Origin of the sequence: Pantoea sp. GM_Pan_3 (assembly GCF_026541045.1) — a bacterium.
Taxonomy (GTDB): Bacteria; Pseudomonadota; Gammaproteobacteria; order Enterobacterales; family Enterobacteriaceae; genus Pantoea; species Pantoea anthophila.
In genome coordinates, this window is record NZ_JALNVA010000001.1 from 239813 (window position 1) to 258566 (window position 18754).

At 55.5% G+C, this 18754-nt stretch carries 13 protein-coding genes; 10 read left to right on the top strand and 3 right to left on the bottom strand.

Features of this window, described 5'->3' with window-relative positions; genetic code table 11:
* Positions 1 to 36: 36 nt before the first annotated feature.
* Together OXR04_RS00980 and OXR04_RS00985 are read right to left on the bottom strand one after the other, a co-directional pair.
* Positions 37 to 3372, bottom strand: coding sequence for a diguanylate cyclase (locus OXR04_RS00980; protein WP_267371604.1), 3336 nt, complete (start codon positions 3370 to 3372; stop codon positions 37 to 39).
* Between the two features lie 163 nt (positions 3373 to 3535).
* Entirely contained in the window at positions 3536 to 4150 is a 615-nt protein-coding gene (locus OXR04_RS00985) for a phosphatase PAP2 family protein (RefSeq protein WP_009089238.1), read from the bottom strand.
* Between the two features lie 284 nt (positions 4151 to 4434).
* Between OXR04_RS00985 and udk the strand changes: the two genes are divergently transcribed.
* The 3 genes from udk (at position 4435) to asmA (ending at position 7575) form a co-directional block, all read left to right on the top strand.
* Entirely contained in the window at positions 4435 to 5076 is a 642-nt protein-coding gene (gene udk, locus OXR04_RS00990; RefSeq protein ID WP_009089240.1) for a uridine kinase, read from the top strand.
* A gap of 81 nt (positions 5077 to 5157) precedes the next feature.
* Entirely contained in the window at positions 5158 to 5739 is a 582-nt protein-coding gene (gene dcd / locus OXR04_RS00995) for a dCTP deaminase (protein ID WP_009089244.1), read from the top strand.
* 12 nt (positions 5740 to 5751) lie between these two features.
* Entirely contained in the window at positions 5752 to 7575 is a 1824-nt protein-coding gene (asmA, locus tag OXR04_RS01000; RefSeq protein WP_058956687.1) for an outer membrane assembly protein AsmA, read from the top strand.
* Positions 7576 to 7588: 13 nt separating this feature from the next.
* Here the strand turns inward: asmA and OXR04_RS01005 are convergent, their stop codons facing one another.
* Positions 7589 to 9160: a TerC family protein gene (locus OXR04_RS01005; RefSeq protein ID WP_267371599.1), complete on the bottom strand. Its 1572-nt coding sequence runs from the start codon at positions 9158 to 9160 to the stop codon at positions 7589 to 7591.
* 797 nt (positions 9161 to 9957) lie between these two features.
* Between OXR04_RS01005 and wbaP the strand changes: the two genes are divergently transcribed.
* The 7 genes from wbaP to OXR04_RS01040 all read left to right on the top strand — a co-directional run bounded on the left by wbaP (position 9958) and on the right by OXR04_RS01040 (position 18720).
* Positions 9958 to 11391, top strand: coding sequence for an undecaprenyl-phosphate galactose phosphotransferase WbaP (gene wbaP, locus OXR04_RS01010; RefSeq protein WP_009089249.1), 1434 nt, complete (start codon positions 9958 to 9960; stop codon positions 11389 to 11391).
* Positions 11392 to 11678: 287 nt separating this feature from the next.
* The gene (locus OXR04_RS01015) at positions 11679 to 12818 is read left to right on the top strand and encodes a polysaccharide export protein (protein ID WP_009089251.1); all 1140 of its coding nucleotides are present in this window, start codon (positions 11679 to 11681) and stop codon (positions 12816 to 12818) included.
* A gap of 9 nt (positions 12819 to 12827) precedes the next feature.
* Positions 12828 to 13262: a protein-tyrosine-phosphatase gene (locus OXR04_RS01020; protein WP_009089253.1), complete on the top strand. Its 435-nt coding sequence runs from the start codon at positions 12828 to 12830 to the stop codon at positions 13260 to 13262.
* A 12-nt stretch (positions 13263 to 13274) separates the two neighbouring features.
* A complete protein-coding gene (gene wzc / locus OXR04_RS01025; RefSeq protein ID WP_009089255.1) occupies positions 13275 to 15452 on the top strand; it encodes a tyrosine-protein kinase Wzc in 2178 nt (725 codons plus the stop codon).
* A gap of 277 nt (positions 15453 to 15729) precedes the next feature.
* On the top strand, positions 15730 to 16866 hold the full coding sequence (locus tag OXR04_RS01030) for an EpsG family protein (RefSeq protein ID WP_009089257.1): 1137 nt from the start codon (positions 15730 to 15732) through the stop codon (positions 16864 to 16866).
* A gap of 114 nt (positions 16867 to 16980) precedes the next feature.
* Positions 16981 to 17898 carry a glycosyltransferase family 2 protein gene (locus OXR04_RS01035; RefSeq protein WP_009089259.1) on the top strand — a complete coding sequence of 306 codons (918 nt, stop codon included), beginning with the start codon at positions 16981 to 16983 and terminating at the stop codon, positions 17896 to 17898.
* A gap of 69 nt (positions 17899 to 17967) precedes the next feature.
* Positions 17968 to 18720, top strand: a complete 753-nt coding sequence (locus OXR04_RS01040; protein WP_046102193.1) for a glycosyltransferase family 2 protein — start codon at positions 17968 to 17970, stop codon at positions 18718 to 18720.
* Positions 18721 to 18754: the final 34 nt, after the last annotated feature.

The following is an 18754-nucleotide window of genomic DNA, read 5'->3' on the forward strand; positions in this document are numbered from 1 at the left end:
CAGCTTCAGCAGGGTGGCAAGCGGCCAGCGCGGGAATCAGCGGATAGCAAAGAGGCGATCTTCCGCCAGGGAACGGAGCGGCTGACGCTCGGTTACCGCGCTGCCCCAGACGCCATCGACGTCAAGATCAGCCAGCGTGCTAAGCACCGCCGGAACGGAAACCGGACCCGCCAGCACCGAAATATGGCGCTGCGTTGCCTGGCCCTGAATGATGGTCAGCAGCATCTCATCCATCAGGCTGGTGTGGGCGTTCGCAACCAGTTCCGGTGCCAGCACCAGGTAATCGACCACTTCGTCACTCAGCAGATTAAAGGCGTCCAGATTGCGGCCAAAATGGTGTAGCGCGATGCGACAGCCACACTCACGCAGCTGCAGCAGCGCGGTATAGAACCGATCGCTTTTACTCAGTACGCTGGCGGCCGGAAAAGCAAAACCACAGCGGCTGCTGGCGAGACCTGCGGCGACAAAGCGCTGACAGAGTTGCTGCACAAAAGCGGCGTCACCGAGCAGCTCTTCACTCAGCGGCAGGATCACCGGGATCCCTTTTTTATTCAGCGTCCCGACGTCCTGGCGGAAAAAGGCCTCGATGATATTGCTATCGAGCCGGCGACGCAGCGTTTCATCCGGCAGGTTATGACGCAGCAGGGTTTCATCCACCAGTATCCCCTCCGCAGTCAATAGCTGGACCTCCAGCAGCCAGATAAAGGCTGACTGAGGCGTTTTGGGTGGGGCGACAGCCCAGGCGGGCAGCTCAATTTGCAGCGCATCAATCATCGCAGCATCTACTCCCTGAGGGTTGCCCGGCAGCGGCAGGCGGTGCTGTTCAAAGACGACCAGCCGTCCGCGCCCGCTGCGTTTGGCGTTGTAGCAGGCGATGTCTGCCTGCGACAGCACATCACCGCTGACGCAGTTGTCGGCGGAAATCTGTGTGACGCCCGCGCTCGCCCCCACCTGATAGCGGCGTTCCTGCCACTGGAAACGATAGTCGTTTACGGCGGCCACAATCCGCTGCACCACGTCACGCGCCTGGTCGACCTGACAGTCGGCCATCAGCAGGGCAAACTCATCGCCGCCCAGTCGGGCCAGGAAATCACTGCTGCGCAGATGGTGCTGCATCAGCTCTGAAAGTTCCCGCAGTAACGCATCGCCCGCAGCATGGCCGGCGCTGTCATTGACCGCTTTAAACTTATCCAGGTCGATGAACACCAGCACGTGCTGATGATGATGTTCAGCCGCGTCAAACAGCAGTCGCTTAAGCTGCAGCTCAAAACTGGCCCGGTTAGGCAGACGTGTCAGGGTGTCATGCAGCGCGCTGTAGCTCAGGCGCTTCATCAGTTTTCGCGACTCGCTCACATCCTGAATAACCATCACCGCGCCCTGTTCAAGACCCGCCTCGGAGCGCAGTGGCGTAATGCTGTAGTGAATATCGATATGGCCGCCATCCGGGGTGTGCAGCACCAGATCTTCATCCAGGTCGGGGGTGATTTTTTCCGGCGGTAACTGGCACAGTAGCAGATTCTCCACCTCAGGGCCGGTCTGTCCCTGGGTGATGTGCAGCAGCTCGCTCAGCGGCTTGCCGGCGGCCTGCTCCTGAGACCAGCCGCTCATCTTCTCTGCCACCGGATTCATAAAGGCTACGCGCATCGCTTCATCGGTACTGATCACCGCCTCGCCGATCGAGTCCAGGGTGATCGCCATGCGCTCTTTCTCCTGAAACAGCGCTTCATTAAGATCGCGCAGCGGCGTAATGTCCTGACAGATGCCGAGCATACGCTCGATACGGCCCTCTTTACTCAGCTGCCGGTTCGCCTGCGTGCGGATCCAGCGCTGACCCTGCGCGTCCACGATGCGATACTCCATATGGAACGCACTGCGCAGCTCTATCGCCTGCTGCACCGTCAATGCGGCATATTCGCGATCGGCGGTATGCAGCAGATGGAGCCAGAGGTCATAACTGGGCGACTCGTGCGGAGCCAGACCAAACAGGGCGTACATGCGCTTGTCCCACAGCATCTCGCCGGTCAGCAGGTTCCACTCCCAGACGCCGATGCCGCCCGCCTCATTCGCCAGCGTGATGCGCTCCATCAGGCGCCGGTTTACCTGCTCGCTCTTTTTCAGCTCGGAGATGTCGATGATCTGCGCAATAAAATAGAGCGGTGCCGTGTCGCCGTCACGCACCAGCGACACCGTCAGCCGCGCCCAGACGATCTCGCCATCCTTGCGGAAATAGCGTTTTTCAAAGGTGTAGGTATCAATCTCACCTTCCAGCAGCTGGTTTACATGCTGCAGGTCGAGGGCCAGATCGTCGGGATGGGTAATCTGCTGAAACGTCAGCCGCTTCAGCTCCTCCGCCGGGTAGCCCAGGATCTGGCAAAGCGAACGGTTCACCTGCAGCCAGTTACCCTCCGGCGCGACCAGCGCCATACCGATCGCGGAGTACTCCATCGCATGACGGAAACGGGTTTCACTGTCGGTGATATGCAGCTTTTCGCGCCGGAACGCATCCATCACCAGCGACATAATATGGCTGGGGATCAGGACCAGCAGGAAGGGTAACCAGCTGGAAACCGGGCCCAGCGCGGTGTTGTTATTCACCACGCTGACCAGGTTACAGGCCAGCAATAATGCGATAAAGCTGGCATTGAGGAAGAACAGCACAAACGCCTGCAGCTTGGGCAGGCGAACGGCGCACCAGAAGAGGATCACCACGATAAAGGTAAAGGGCCACGGCATAAAACGCAGTGCCAGGTAGCTGGCGCCTAAAGTGATAAGCAGCGTCAGCACGCACTCCGCCGGACGCAGATCGCTGAAGTGCGCGCGACGCAGCGGCCATGGCATCAGCAGTAACATCGGGCCTAACACCAGCATGCCGATGATTTCAGAGATCACCCAGGTATAGAAGAAGGGAAACGACGCATGCCCGCTGACCCTGAGCATCCACAGCGCCATCAGCCCGCCGAGCAGCGGGGTCACAATGCCCACCGACAGCACCAGCCGTGCCCAGTCGTGCAGCGAATTCAGCGGCGCACGCCGATCGAGCAGGGCGCGCAGCAGCATCCCGCCCACGCCTGCCTGCACCAGGTTGAGCAGGGCGAATTTAATGTTAGAGAGGGCAGGGCCGATGACGATGGCATTAGCGGCTGCGGTGCCAAGCACGCAGGCCGTCAGCAGCAGCGGCAGCTGACGTAACGGGCAGCGAAACACCACAATGGTCATGAAGGTGGTCGGGAACCAGAGCGGTGAAATTTTCACGCTCACCACGATCAGTTCAAGACAGAACAGCGTCAGGACAAATACCGCACAGCCCAGGAGCAGGGCCGAGAGCCAGCGGCCAGGTGTGCTATTTTGCGGGGCAAAGATCTCAATCGTCATGCAGACTTCCGGCAGGGTGCAGGGCTCCGCAATGGCGAATCAGGCACCGGTCATTCTCTGACTGCATGCTAGCACATTCGGCAAAGAAAAAAGGGAGGAAATCGAGTTTGCCCGTTATTCAGCGAATTGACGGGCAGGGAAATATCGATGGGCAGCCTGTTGATTACTGGCGAAAAAGATCGGCCCGGGTGTAGGGTTTTTCCAGACCCGCCAGGCTGGCGGAGAAGCGCTCCAGAAACTGCTGGGTAGTGGCAACGCGACCGTGACTCATCAGGACAAACGGCACGAGCAGCGCGGCCCCGATTTGCGGCCAGCTGAAGCCCTTTAGCGCGGTGCGTCGCTGGGAGATCAGAAACGCGGTGCTCAGCGTGAAGCCCAGCAGCAGACCGGTCGCCACCTCACTTTTCGAGTGTGCGTGGATAACGAGACGGGAGAAACCGACCATCAGCGGGATCAGATAGCCAACGCCAATCGCCGCCACGCGCAGCAGCGCAGGCCAGCGCCCGGAGATTAGCCACAGCATCACTGGCCACAGGGTGGCAGACATGGCGCTGTGACCGCTGAAGCCGGTAAAGTTGAAGCGGGCGCTGCCGATGCCAAAGCCCAGAAACAGAATTTTAGAGAGGCTGACGGTCAGACCGGCCAGGCCAAATGCCACAATCCAGTAAAACACCGTAAGACGGTTATCACTCTTCCACGGCAGAATCAGCGCAATAATCACCGCTGTCGGAATCAACAGCATGCTGTCGCCAAAATAGGTCAAAGTCTTCCAGTGCATACAACTCCTGATGCATCATTCGGTCGTCACGTTCGCGACACGGGTTATCTGAACGGCCCGCTGCGCAGGCCATTTTTTTCTGAGTAGGGGGTGACACTAGTTTATCGGTGAAATGAGTGGCGTCCAAAGGAGAAAGTCTGAAAAGTCGCAGACGCCATTTCTCTGGCATCAAAAGGCCGAAATCCCTATACTTAGCGCGAACACACCCTCTCCATTTCGGCCCGTCAGCTGCCCGCGTAATGTGTGACCAGTGGCAGGCTCCAGTTATCAGGTCTTAAAAAAGTATGACTGACAAGTCCCATCAGTGCGTGATTGTAGGCATTGCCGGCGCTTCCGCATCCGGTAAAAGTTTAATTGCCAGCACGCTCTATCGTGAAATCCGTGATCAGGTTGGTGGCGAGCATATCGGGGTTATCCCGGAAGATGCGTATTACAAAGATCAAAGTCACCTCACCATGGAAGAGAGGGTTAAAACCAATTATGACCATCCGAGCGCGATGGATCATGATTTACTGCTGCAGCATCTGCAGGCCGTCAAAGCCGGGCAGGATATTGAGCTGCCGGTATATAGCTATGTTGAGCACACCCGCACCCAGGAAACGCAGATCCTCAAGGCGAAGAAGGTGATTATCCTTGAGGGGATCCTGCTGCTGACCGACGCGCGCCTGCGCCAGGAGCTCAACTTCTCCATCTTCGTGGACACGCCGCTCGACATCTGTCTGATGCGCCGTATGAAACGTGACGTCAATGAGCGTGGCCGCTCCATGGATTCGGTAATGAGCCAGTATCAGAAGACCGTGCGTCCGATGTTCCTGCAGTTTATCGAACCGTCTAAGCAGTACGCGGATATCATCGTGCCACGCGGCGGGAAGAACCGTATCGCCATCGATATCCTCAAGGCGAAAATCAACCAGTTTTTTGAATAGTTCACGTCCCTGAGGACGTGAGGCAGACCGGCGGCAGGCACGCCTGCCGGTTTGCTACACTCATGTCATGGAGTTACCGCAATGAGATTATGCGATCGCGATATCGAAGCCTGGCTGGACAGCGGCAAGCTGGCGATTGAGCCGCGTCCGCCGGTCGAGCGCATCAACGGCGCCACGGTCGATGTGCGCCTGGGCAATCAGTTCCGTACCTTCAGCGGTCATACCGCAGCCTTTATCGATCTGAGCGGCCCGAAACAGGAAGTGAGCGCGGCACTGGATCGCGTGATGAGCGATGAGATCGTGCTGGCGGATGGCGAAGCCTTTTTCCTGCATCCGGGTGAGCTGGCCCTGGCGGTAACGCTGGAGTCGGTGACGCTGCCGGACGATCTGGTGGGCTGGCTGGATGGTCGCTCTTCGCTGGCCCGGCTCGGACTGATGGTGCATGTCACGGCGCACCGCATCGATCCCGGCTGGCAGGGCCGGATCGTGCTGGAGTTCTACAATTCCGGTAAACTGCCGCTGGCGCTGCGTCCCGGTATGCTTATCGGCGCGCTGAGTTTCGAGCCGCTTTCTGGCCCGGCTGCACGCCCTTATAACCGTCGTGAAGATGCCAAATATCGGGGTCAGCAGGGCGCTGACGCCAGTCGTATCGACAAAGACTGATCTGAGGATTTGATGAAAAGAGTGATAACCACGCTGGCCATCCTGTTAGTGGTGGTCGTAACGGGAATGAGCGCGCTGGTACTGCTGGTCAATCCCAACGACTTCCGTGCCTATATGGTGCAGCAGGTCGAACAACGCAGTGGTTATCAGCTTCAGGTCAGCAGCGATCTGCGCTGGCACGTCTGGCCGCAGCTGAGCATTCTCTCCGGCCGGATGAGTCTGACCGCGCCGGGTGCCAGCCAGCCGCTGGTCTCGGCCGACAATATGCGGCTGGATGTGGATCTCTGGCCGCTGTTATCCCATCAGCTGAGCGTCAGCCAGGTGTTGCTGAAAAATGCGGTGGTGCGCGTCACGCCAGACAGCGCTGCCCGGCTGAGCAAAAATGCCCCCCAGGGACCCCGTGATGCCGATCCGGTTGCTCCCTCCGGCGGCTGGTCGTTTGACATCGCTAAACTGCAGGTGGCAGACAGCCTGCTGATCTGGCAGCAGCCAGGCGGCGACGAATACAATTTTCGCGACCTCAACATGAACATGGAGCAGGACGCGAACAAGCAGGCGACGCTGGCGCTGAGCACCACGCTGATGCGCAACCAGCGCAACGCCACTGTCACCCTCAAAGGTCAGCTGGATGCCGCCCAGTATCCTCATCGTCTCACCGGCCAGCTCCAGCAGTTTGATTACACCCTTTCCGGTGCCGATATCCCGCCTCAGGGCATTAAAGGTTCGCTGACCCTGCAGGGCGAATGGAATGGCGACCGCCAGCAGTTTGCCTTCAGCAACCTGCAACTCACGGCTAATGACACCACGCTGACCGGTCAGGGTGAGGGCCATATTGCGCCGCCGCAACGGCTGGCGCTGGATCTGAAAGCGACCACGCTGAACCTCGATAATCTGCTGAACGGTGCCCCCGTTGCCGAGACGCCCGGCGTGCAGCGCGCGACCGTCGCACGGTCGCCGGTGATTGCTGCGCCGCGTGAAACCCGCAATGCCGATTCCCCGCTGAACGAGATGGATCTGGCCCTGAAATTACAGGCGGACAGTGCGGTCTGGCGCGGACTGTCGCTCACCGGCCTCACCGTCGATGCCAGCAACCAGCAGGGGCTGATGACCCTGAACACCCTGCGCGGCAAATTGGGCAATGGCAGCTTCTCGATCCCCGGCAGCATTGATATCCGTCAGCCGGAGACGCAGGTGGCCCTGAAGCCCCAGCTCCGGCTGATTGCCATTCAGCCGCTGCTGAAGGCATTTGCGCTGCCGGAGAGTCTGCAGGGCAATCTGAGTCTTGATGGCGAACTGGCCGGCGACACGCTGAATGTCGAGGCGGCCAAACGTCGCTGGCAGGGCAGGGCGACGATCAGCGCCAGTAACCTGAAGCTGGCTCAGATTAACCTTCAGCAGATGGTGCAGCGCGCCGTGGCGCGGGTGAGCGATAAAGTCAGCAATACAGAGAAGGCCGATGAAGGCATTGAGTCGATCAGTGCGCAGGTCGCCCTGAATAAAGGTGTGCTCAGCTTCAGCGATATCGAAGGCAATGGTCAGGATCTCGGCTTACAGGGCGCGGGCAGGGTGGATCTGGCGCAGCGTCAGCTGGATGTCACGCTGGGTCTGAAAATTAGTGGCTGGCAGGGTGACGACGCGCTGGTGAAGACGCTGTCTGCTCAGCCGATTCCGCTGCGTATGTATGGCGACTGGGACAGTCTGCAATATTCACTGCCGGTGGATGCCGTGCTGCGTGACCGGTTACAGAGTGAAGCGAAATCCCGGCTCAATCAGTGGATCGATCGTCAGAAAGATGACGAGAACAAACAGAACCTGAAGAAAATCCTGCGCCCGTAACGGGCGCAGTGCCTTACACCTCATCATCAGCGGCGGGCTGGAAGAGGATCTCCACCTTCTGAACCCGGTGGTTTTCAACCTGCAGGATTTTCAGCTGATAGTCGCCCAGCTGCAGCGCATCGCCGGCCTGCGGGATGTGTTGCAGCTTATCCATCAGTAATCCTGCCAGCGTATGATAGTCGCGCTGTTCATCCAGCGGCAGCTTCACATAGAGCGCCAGATCTTCCAGTGGCATGTGGCCGTTAGCCACCCAGTGGCCTTCAGCCAGAATCTGAATATCGTAACGGGCGTCGATTTCACCGGCTTCGTTCGGCAGATTGCCGGCGATGGTTTCCATCACATCACTCAGGGTGACAACGCCCTCCACCGAACCAAACTCATCCACCACAAAGGCGAAGTGCGTGTGCGCCTGGCGAAACTGCTCCAGCGCCTGCAGCAGCGTCAGGCGTTCAGGAAACACCAGCGGCTGGCGGATCAGGGCGCGCAGGTCGAGCGACACGTTGTGCAGTGACTGATGCAGCAGATCGATGACGTGAACCACACCCAGCGGTTCGCTGGAGTGGTCGGTAATCAGGATTCGCGTGTGCTGATTGCGGTCGAGGCGTGACATGATCTCTGCCGGGTCGTCACTGAGATCGATATGTTCGACGTCATGGCGCGAGGTCATGATGCTGTTGACGTGGCGCTGACCCAGGCCCAGCACCCGGGCAATCATCACCCGTTCCTGCCGGTTAAACAGCATGCTGTCATCGCTGTCTGCAATCAGTGACGAGGTCTTTGCGTCCAGCTCCGCCGGTTCCGCCGCGCCACGCAGCAGTCGCAGCACCGCCTCCGCCGTTCGTTGACGCAGCGGGCGCCCCGCCGAGAGAACCCGCCTGCGGTTGAAGTGAGCCAGCTGGTTCAGCGCCTCAATAATTACCGAGAAGCCAATCGCGGCGTAGAGATACCCTTTCGGGATCACAAAGCCAAAGCCCTCCGCCACCAGACTGAAGCCAATCATCAGTAAAAAGCTTAAGCAGAGGATGACAATCGTCGGATGGCTGTTCACAAAGCGGGTTAAGGGCTTACTGGCCAGCAGCATCAGCAGAATGGCAATGGTGACCGCAATCATCATGACCGGCAGGTCGTTGACCATCCCGACGGCTGTAATCACGGCATCCAGTGAAAAGATGGCGTCCAGCACCACAATCTGCGCCACCACCGGCCAGAATTTAGCGCCGCCTTTTTGTTGACCGCTCTCTTCATCATGGCCTTCCAGCCGCGCATTCAACTCTGTTGTGGCCTTAAATAGCAGGAAAATCCCGCCTGACAGCAGCAGCAAATCGCGCGCACTGAAGGGATGGCCCGCCAGCGTAACCCAGGGTTCCTTCAGCGTAACCAGCCAGGAGAGCGAAGCCAGCAGCAGCAACCGGCACAGCAGCGCCAGCAGCAGTCCGATCACGCGTGCCCGGTCACGAAGCGGCCCGGGAAGCTTTTCAACCAGAATGGCGATGAAGATCAGATTGTCGATACCTAAAACCAGTTCCAGAACGATTAGCGTTACTAATCCTGCCCAGAGCGAGGGATCCGCCATTACGTCCAGCATCTCGTGTTCACCTGAATATTTTAAATTGCGTTTTCTCTGATGATAGTGGAGTGCGAAGCCCGGTACAAATGGCAGGGCAGGGGCGTTACAGCCGGATAGCCCGGATTTATCGTGCAAAAGATGAGCATAACGGTGTGACGGTTTGATTAACTCTGCAGAGGGGAGGGGAGATAATTCTTACTCATTCTGCACCGTGAAAACGATATTCACCTGCGGGGCTTATGCGATTTATCGCAGCGGGAGTATGGCATTAATCCGAATTATTACGAAAGGATTGCACTGCCTGTCTGGCTTCAATACTAATCGCTGGTAGTCTTTTTCCTAAAATAGTCCAGGGATGGTGGGACCTGCTTGTAAACAAGCCAGTAATAACTAGTATAGCAACAAGTTAGCAAACTCTTCCCCAGAGTCGTAATTTGCGTGCCGATTCGACATTAATCGCAATGTCCGGATTGCGTAATTTGAGCGCGAACGTCTGTATGATGCGTTCCGGTAACGCTGACGCATTATGGGGAGCAATATGAATGATGACAGCGATATTGGCAGCGACAGCCAAGGGCGGTAGCGTGCCTGAATCGTGTTTTTCGTTGATAAAATGAGCAGCGCTGGCGGTGATTAAAGTCAGAGTAATCTGTTGGTATTCATCACAATATTATTGGATTTATGGTTAAGATCATGGGCGTAAACGCCGCAGGAGCTCCCCTTAGAAACGGCTCAGTCTGAAGAGGCTTCATCGTTCAGCGATTAAACAGGCGATAGCCGTTGCGGGTTAAAGGAAATAAAATAAAGAGTTAAATATGCGCGATACACAATTTACGTTTAAAAGTCTTATTACCAAATTAACGCTGGCCTGTTCAGATTTAATTTGTTTCAACGCAGCTTTATTTATAGCGATGATGCTAATTAATGTTCAGTCAGATTCGCCGCTGGCAGATATTTCTGAAAAAGAAATGAATCTACAAATTGCCACGCACATTTGTCTGTCAATTATTTGCATCGGCTGGTTCTGGGTAAGACTTCGTCACTACACTTACCGCAAACCTTTCTGGTTCGAATTAAAAGAAGTTTTTCGTACCATTCTTATATTTTCTGTTATTGACCTGTCGATTACCGCGCTGTCGCAGTGGCAGATGTCGCGTTTTGTCTGGCTGCTGACCTGGGTACTGGCGCTGATTTTCATTCCAACCTGTCGCGCCCTGGCAAAACGTCTGCTTAATAAAAATGGCTTGTGGAAAAAACAGACCATTATTATTGGCAGCAGCAAAAATGCCCACGAAGCCTGGCAGGCGCTGCAAAGCGAAGAGGTGATGGGCTTTGACGTGGTGGCCTTCTATGACGTTGATGGAACCTGCCCGCAGGAGATCATGAATGGCGTGCCGGTGCTGCGCGACGAGCAGGAACTCTGGCATCTGGCCAGCAGTGAAACCCAGTTCATCGTGGCGGTGGAGTTTGAGCAGAGTCAGTACCGCGATATGTGGCTGAAATCGCTGGCGATGCACAACTGCCGTTCCGTCTCCGTTATCCCGACCCTGCGCGGTGTGCCGCTCTACGGGACCGACATGGCCTACATCTTCAGCCATGAAGTGATGATTCTGCGTGTTCAGAACAACCTGGCGAAACGCACATCTCGCTTCCTGAAGCGGACATTCGATATTGTCGGTGCGCTGTCGATTATTCTGATGCTGATGCCTGCGCTGCTGGTGCTCGGCTTCCTGGTCGGCCGTGATGGTGGACCGCCGATTTATGGTCACGAACGTGTAGGAATGAATGGCCGTAAATTTAAATGCCTGAAGTTCCGTTCGATGGTGATTAATTCCAAAGAAGTGCTGGAAGAGGTCCTTCGTACTGACCCGATCGCACGTGCGGAATGGGATAAAGATTTCAAACTTAAAAATGATCCACGTATTACTAAAGTGGGCCACTTCATTCGTAAAACCAGTCTGGATGAGTTACCTCAGCTCTGGAATGTGGTGCGCGGTGATATGAGCCTGGTCGGTCCTCGTCCGGTCATTGAAGATGAACTCTGCCGTTATGCTGGTGATGTTGATTATTACCTGATGGCTAAGCCAGGCATGACGGGATTGTGGCAGGTCAGCGGTCGTAATGATGTTGACTATGAAACCCGCGTCTATTTCGACTCGTGGTACGTAAAAAACTGGTCACTGTGGAATGACATCGCCATTCTGTTCAAAACAGTGGGTGTCGTCCTGAAACGTGACGGTGCGTATTAAGTATGAGTCGAAAGGAGTGCGTTAACGCGCACTCAGAGGTGTTGTGCCGTTGTCAGGCGTGTCGTTGTTGGCGCCATCGTCAGGGATATCGTCGTGCATTATTGGTCTACTATGATGCACGGCACGCAGATTCGCCCTGACAGATGGCGACAACGTATAACAAGTGGAGCAAGGATAATGAACGACAGGTTCAGAGCTTAAGTCAGGCAGGATTTACTTTTTTTGTTGGACGCTTACACAGCGGCGGTTTCGCCTCTATCAATAAATAACTGATAGCGAAGATCTAAATGATTACAATCAAAATGAAATTGATACCCTTGCTGGTATCCGCCACATTCCTCAGCGGGTGTACGATCGAACCAGGTCAGCGCCTTTCTACGTCGGGAAAAGATGTCATTGAGCAGCAGGATAGCAACTTTGACATCGACAAATACGTCAACGTCTTTCCGTTAACCCCTTCACTGGTTGAGAAGATGCGTCCTAAGCCACTGGTGGCCCAGGCGAACCCGACTCTCCAGAACGAAATTCAGAACTACGAATACCGTATCGGTGTGGGCGATGTCCTGACCATCACGGTCTGGGATCACCCGGAGCTGACCACCCCAGCCGGTCAGTATCGTAGCGCCAGCGACACCGGCAACTGGGTACACTCAGACGGCACCATCTTCTATCCTTACATCGGTCGTGTGCGTGTCGCGGGCCGTACCGTCGGCGACGTTCGTAACGAAGTCGCCCGCCGCCTGGCACAGTACATCGAAAGTCCTCAGGTTGATGTCAGCATCGCCTCGTTCAAATCACAGAAAGCCTACGTGACCGGTTCTGTCACCACCTCAGGCCAGCAGCCGATTACCAACGTGCCGCTGACGATTCTGGATGCGATTAACGCCGCGGGCGGCCTGGCTGCCGATGCAGACTGGCGTAACGTCGTGCTGACGCACAACGGTCGTGAGCAGCGAGTCTCTCTGCAGGCGCTGATGCAGAATGGCGACCTGAGCCAGAACCATCTCCTCTATCCGGGCGATATCCTCTACGTTCCACGTAATGACGATCTGAAAATCTTCGTCATGGGCGAAGTGAAGCAGCAGGCGACCCTGAAAATGGACCGCAGCGGCATGACGCTGGCGGAAGCGCTGGGCAATGCGGCCGGGATGGATCAGACCACCTCTGACGCCACCGGTGTCTTCGTTATCCGTCCACTGCACGGTACCGATCGCAGCAAGATTGCCAACATCTATCAGTTGAACACCAAAGATGCGGCATCCATGGTGATGGGCACCGATTTCCAGCTTCAGCCTTACGACATCGTTTATGTCACCTCCACACCGCTGACGCGCTGGAACCGTGTGATCTCGCAATTACTGCCAACCATTGCGGGTATCAACGATGTGAGCGAGAGCGCGCTGCGTATCCGCAACTGGTCGAACTAAGGTCTGACCATGATTACGTCCGTGTTAGTCGTTTGCGTCGGCAATATCTGCCGCTCTCCCACCGGAGAGCGCCTGTTTAAACGCGCGCTGCCCGATTTGGATGTTCGCTCTGCTGGCCTGGGGGCGCTGGTAGGCCACCCGGCCGACCAGACAGCCTCTGACGTCGCCGCTGCTCAGGGTCTGTCGCTGGACGGTCACCAGGCACAGCAGCTGACGGCCGAGATGTGCCGTCAGGCCGATCTGATTCTGGTGATGGAAAAGCGACAGATTGAACAGGTGAATCGCATCGACCCCGCTGCGCGTGGCAAAACCATGCTGCTTGGGCACTGGCTCAATCAGAAAGAAATTGCGGATCCGTATCGAAAAAGCCGTGAGGCCTTTGAAGAGATTTACGGGTTACTGGAAAACGCTACCCAGAAGTGGGTCAACGTATTAAGCCGATAGTTGGGATTATCCATGAATATAAAAAATAAGGTCAGAACCGCGCCGGGAGAGGAGTCGAATGGATGGGATCTGGCGCATCTTGTGGGACAGCTAATTGATCATCGCTGGATCATTGTTGCCGTTACCGCTTTTTTCATGCTGGCGGGAACACTCTACACACTGTTTGCGACACCGATTTACAGCGCAGATGCGCTGGTTCAGGTTGAGCAGAAGAACGCCAGCACCGTTCTGAACGAAATTGACAGCATTCTGCCACCGACACCGGCGTCTGATACGGAAATCGAGATCCTCGAATCCCGTATGGTCATCGGCAAAACGGTTGACGATCTGGGTCTGGATACCGTGGTTGAGCAGAACTACTTCCCGGTTATCGGTAAGGGTCTGTCGCGCCTGATGGGGAATAAACCTGCCAGCATCGCGATTTCCCGCCTGGAAATCCCACGCACCATCGACAAGCGTAACGTGGAACTGGAAGTGACCGGCCCGCAGAGCTACACCGTTTCTAAAGATGGTGATGAGCTGTTTAAAGGTAAAGTCGGTCAGCTGGAGTCGCACGGCGACGTCACCATGCTGGTCAGCGAGATCCATGCTGACGAAGGCACCAGCTTCACCGTCACCAAGCTGAACGACCTGCAGGCGATCCGTTCTGTTCTCTCCAACCTGACCGTGGCTGACAAAGGTAAAGATACCGGCGTGCTGGGTCTGGAGTACCTGGGTGAAGATCCGGAGCAGATCAGTAAAGTCCTGAATCAGATCGTGAACAACTATCTGCTGCAGAACGTTGAGCGCAAGTCTGAGCAGGCCGAGAAAAGTCTGGAGTTCCTGCGCACTCAGCTGCCTGCCGTTCGCAGCAAGCTGGATGATGCAGAAAACAAACTGAACGCCTTCCGTCGTCAGAACGAATCGGTTGACCTGTCACTGGAAGCGAAATCTGCCCTGGACTCCTCTGTCAGCGTGCAGAGCCAGCTGAACGAACTGACCTTCCGTGAAGCGGAAGTCTCTCAGCTGTTCACCAAAGATCACCCGACCTACCGTGCGCTGCTGGAAAAACGTAAAACGCTGGAGAATGAGCAGGCTCAGCTGAACAAGAAAATCTCTGGCATGCCTCAGACTCAGCAGGAAATCCTGCGTCTGACCCGTGACGTTCAGTCTGGTCAGGAGATCTACATGCAGCTGCTGAACCGTCAGCAGGAGCTGGGCATCAGTAAAGCGAGCACCGTGGGTGATGTCCGCATCATCGATAGCGCGCAGACAGCAAACGCGCCGGTCGCACCGAAGAAGATGCTGATCATCGCCGCAAGCCTGATTCTGGGTCTGTTCGTGTCGGTCGGTCTGGTTCTGCTGAAAGCGCTGCTGCATCACGGCATCGAGAACCCGGATCAGCTGGAAGAGCTGGGCATGAATGTCTATGCCAGCGTGCCTCTGTCAGACTGGCAGCGTAAAAAGGATACCGAAGCCCTGGCGCGTCGCGGCAGCAAGGTGAAAACCGACCCGCACGAAACGCTGCTGGCGCTGGGTAACCCGACCGACCTCTCTATCGAAGCGATTCGTAGTCTGCGTACCAGCCTGCACTTCGCCATGATGGAAGCGAAAAACAACATCCTGATGATCACCGGCGCCAGCCCGGGTATTGGTAAAACCTTTATCTGTGCCAACCTGGCGACCCTGGTCGCGAAAGCGGGCCAGCGTGTCCTGTTCATCGATGGCGACATGCGTCGTGGCTACACCCACGAGCTGCTGGGCGCGGATAACAAATCAGGCCTGTCCAACGTCCTGTCCGGTAAAACGGAGTTCAGCCCGGCGCTGATTCAGCAGGGTGTATACGGTTTCGACTTCCTGCCTCGTGGTCAGGTGCCGCCGAACCCGTCTGAGCTGCTGATGCATCGTCGCATGGGTGAGCTGCTGGACTGGGCGAGCAAGAACTACGACCTGGTATTAATCGATACGCCACCTATCCTGGCTGTTACCGATGCGTCAATTATCGGTAAGCTGGCAGGCACCTCGCTGATGGTGGCGCGTTTCGAAGCCAACACCACGAAAGAAGTGGACGTCAGCTTCAAACGCTTTGCCCAGAACGGTATTGAGATTAAAGGTGTGATCCTCAACGCCGTGGTGCGTAAAGCGGCCAACGCGTATGGCTATGGGTACGACTACTACGCCTACGACTACGGCAAGACCAACAAAAGCTGATCATTGAGTAAGCAACAGGGGGCGGTCTGACCGCCCCTTTTTATCGTCCCTTTGAATGACGACACGCATCAATTGACACAGGTTATTCTGTCCGGACCCGGAAAAGCGATAAAACGATAAATCGCATGGCGAGCGTCACTCAACAGACTTCATCTCCAGCAGGGCATCGCCCGCACGTCATTTGTGATCGTGCTCTCTGGCTCGCGGAAAAGCCGGCCGGGAAGGCGAAGCAGGATGATTGCTGGCATGAGAACTTGTGGAATTAAGGAATCACACCATGGCTCCCTATTGGTATGTATCAGGCTTTTTACTGCTGCTTGCGCTGTTTGAAATCGCGCTAAAAAAAGACGAACGCACAAATCATATTCTGACCTGGCTGCTCTGTGTGGCCGCCATACTGTTGATTGTTTTCGGGGGGATTCGCGGTCTCGGCACCGGCATGGATGATTTCCAGTATCGGAGTTTCTTTGAAGACTTTGTCAGACGTATCGAGATTAACGGCTTCTTTAAAACCGTCGCATTTTTCCGTTATGAACCGCTGATTTTTGCGATCGCCTGGCTGACCAGCCTGTTTTCGCACAACGCCAGCATCTTTCTGTTTGTCTTCTGTGCGATTGCCGTTTTCATTAACACTTACTTTTTCCGGAAGATGTCACCCTATCCGGTGCTGGCGCTGATGCTCTATTCGGCGCACATCTTTATCAACAAAGACATCAACCAGATTCGCTTTGGCCTGAGCTCGGCGCTGTTCCTTGGCGTCCTGTGGTCGATCTATCTCAAGCGCTACTGGTGGGCGTTTGCCTTCTTCGTGCTGTCATTCACCAGTCACAACACCGGGATCATGGTCGTGACGCTGGTGCCGTTCCTGTTTATTCGTGACTGGCGCTGGTGGCCGGTGATCATCATCGTGGCCAGCCTGCCGCTCTCCGTCGTGGGCGGTTCCAGCTTTATTGCCCTGATTGCCGGACATCTGGGATCGCTGGGTGAGAGGGCGTCGGGCTATAACAATGACCCCTCTTATGCGATGGGTGGCAGTATCCTGGCGGTGTCGAACCTGAAAAACATTATGCTGGTGTTTGTGTTTTTCTATTTCATGCTGACCGATGAACTGAAGCGCGAAAATTACGCCCAGTATCGTCTTAACTATCTGCTGATTTTAAGTTTTGCCATCGGCGGCGCGATCAGGATCTTCCTGTACAACTTCCCATCCGGTTCGCGTCTGTCTAACTATCTGCAGCAGGTTGAACCGATCATCCTGACCTCGCTGATTTATCAGGCCAGACGGTCATGGAAACCCGCGCTGTTTGGCATGCTGGTGTTCTTCCTGCTCTATTACCTCTACTACAACACCATTTCAACCAAGCAGGCGGTGACCGGCTATGAAGTGGCGCGGGAGTTTTGGTTGATTCACTGATTACCGGGCGGCTGGACTCTCCAGAGAGGCAGCCGCCTGTCAGATCCCCGGTTTTTCTTCGACGGTTGTCGACTGAACTGTTTATTTTTGAATTATTTTGATGAGGTGCTGGCCATGAAGGACATTCGTTTCTCTATCGTAATTCCGGCTTATAACGCGTCAGAATCGATTGTCACGACGCTGGATTGCGTTAAAGCTCAAACGTATCGCAATTTTGAGGTCATCATCGTTGATGATAAGTCGGCGGATGCCGCCGCGCTGGCGGACGTTGTTCGCAGCGAACGCTATCAGGAGCTGGATATCAATCTGGTGCTCTCTGAGGTGAAACTTAACGGTGCCGGTGCGCGCAACAAAGGCATTGAGCTGGCCACCGGCGACTATGTCAGCTTCCTGGACGCCGATGATGAGTGGGCCGCTGACAAACTGCAGCAGGTGAGCGAGAAAATCGCGCAGCTGGAGGGGCAGGGCAGACAGAAATTTGTCATCTTCAGTCAGGTCAATATCTATCAGGATGGATCGTTCCTGAAAGTGATGCCGATGCAGCCACCCGGCAAAAACGAAACCGTCGCCGAGTATCTGTTCGGCTGCTACGGCTTTATCCAGACCAGCACCATCGTGCTGAAGCGGGAAGACGCGGCAAAAATTCAGTTCGATACCCGCTATATCCGCCATCAGGATTATGATTTCTGCATTCGTGCCGACCGCATGGGCTATGACTTCGTGATGATTGCCGCGCCGCTGGCGAACTATCATCTGGTCACCAAATTTGGCTCCAAGCACAAAGGCGAATCGGTGAAATATTCGATGTTCTGGCTTGATACCATGAAGCCGCATCTGACCCCGCGTGATATCCACACCTACAAAGCCTTTAAGCTGCCGCTGCGCTACAAGATGGATGGCAAGTCGCTGATGGCGAGCCTGAGCTTTGCCCGCTACTTCTTCCTCACTAACAAAGATAACCGTGCCTATTTCATGAACCGGGTCAAAGACAAGGTCAGAGCACGTTTCGGTGGTGAGAAAGCGATCTCCTGACGCGCGGCGCGTCCCGCTCTGCTCCTGATATCAGGAGCCACTCTCTTTTCATTTAATTCAGGGTTGAAGATGAAGACTTCTGTTGGAACCGTTGGCATTGTGATGCCTATGTATAATGCCCGTCAGACGGTATTACGCGCCGTGCAATCGGTGATCAACCAGCACTATACCGACTGGCACCTCTATCTGGTCAACGATAAATCCACTGACGACTCGCTGGCGTTTGTGCGTGAGCACTGCCAGGACCCGCGCATCACCATTCTGGACAACGCGGTCAACATGGGCGCAGCAGAGACCCGCAACGTCGGGCTGCGTGCGGCCACGGAAGAGATTATCGCCTTCCTCGACAGTGATGATGAATGGCATGCGGATAAGCTGACTCAGCAGGTGGCCGCCATTGAGGCCGGTGATGATTTTGTCATTACCGAGTATCACTACAAAACACGCAAAGCTGAGCACGACATCACCTACGGCAAACCTTATCTGCAGCAGGAAAATTTCGTGAAAAAGCAGTATCGCGTCTGCTTCTCTTCCGTCTGTTTCCGCCGCCCGCCTCAGGGACTCTTCTTCCAGCGCAAAGGGCACGAAGATTTCCTGTTTCTCTATGAATTGTTCACCCGCTACAAGCAGGCACGCGTAATTCAGACGATTCTGGTCAACTATTACGAGTTAGGGGATTCCCTTTCACGTAATAAGAATAAAGCGGCCCAGTGGCACCTCGAATTATTAAGAATTATCTATAAAAACAATCCTTTAAAAATCTATTACTATTACGCCTGGTATATGGTGAATGGTGTGCTGTTTACCCTTAAGCATCGTTAAGCCCGTCGGCAGGATTGTCTTTAAAATTTGAGGT

Coding starts and splice junctions, on each gene's coding strand:
- OXR04_RS00980 (WP_267371604.1), bottom strand. CDS start 3,372: ATGACGATTGAGATCTTTGCCCCGCAAAATAGCACACCTGGCCGCTGG.
- OXR04_RS00985 (WP_009089238.1), bottom strand. CDS start 4,150: ATGCACTGGAAGACTTTGACCTATTTTGGCGACAGCATGCTGTTGATT.
- udk (WP_009089240.1), top strand. CDS start 4,435: ATGACTGACAAGTCCCATCAGTGCGTGATTGTAGGCATTGCCGGCGCT.
- dcd (WP_009089244.1), top strand. CDS start 5,158: ATGAGATTATGCGATCGCGATATCGAAGCCTGGCTGGACAGCGGCAAG.
- asmA (WP_058956687.1), top strand. CDS start 5,752: ATGAAAAGAGTGATAACCACGCTGGCCATCCTGTTAGTGGTGGTCGTA.
- OXR04_RS01005 (WP_267371599.1), bottom strand. CDS start 9,160: ATGCTGGACGTAATGGCGGATCCCTCGCTCTGGGCAGGATTAGTAACG.
- wbaP (WP_009089249.1), top strand. CDS start 9,958: ATGCGCGATACACAATTTACGTTTAAAAGTCTTATTACCAAATTAACG.
- OXR04_RS01015 (WP_009089251.1), top strand. CDS start 11,679: ATGATTACAATCAAAATGAAATTGATACCCTTGCTGGTATCCGCCACA.
- OXR04_RS01020 (WP_009089253.1), top strand. CDS start 12,828: ATGATTACGTCCGTGTTAGTCGTTTGCGTCGGCAATATCTGCCGCTCT.
- wzc (WP_009089255.1), top strand. CDS start 13,275: ATGAATATAAAAAATAAGGTCAGAACCGCGCCGGGAGAGGAGTCGAAT.
- OXR04_RS01030 (WP_009089257.1), top strand. CDS start 15,730: ATGGCTCCCTATTGGTATGTATCAGGCTTTTTACTGCTGCTTGCGCTG.
- OXR04_RS01035 (WP_009089259.1), top strand. CDS start 16,981: ATGAAGGACATTCGTTTCTCTATCGTAATTCCGGCTTATAACGCGTCA.
- OXR04_RS01040 (WP_046102193.1), top strand. CDS start 17,968: ATGAAGACTTCTGTTGGAACCGTTGGCATTGTGATGCCTATGTATAAT.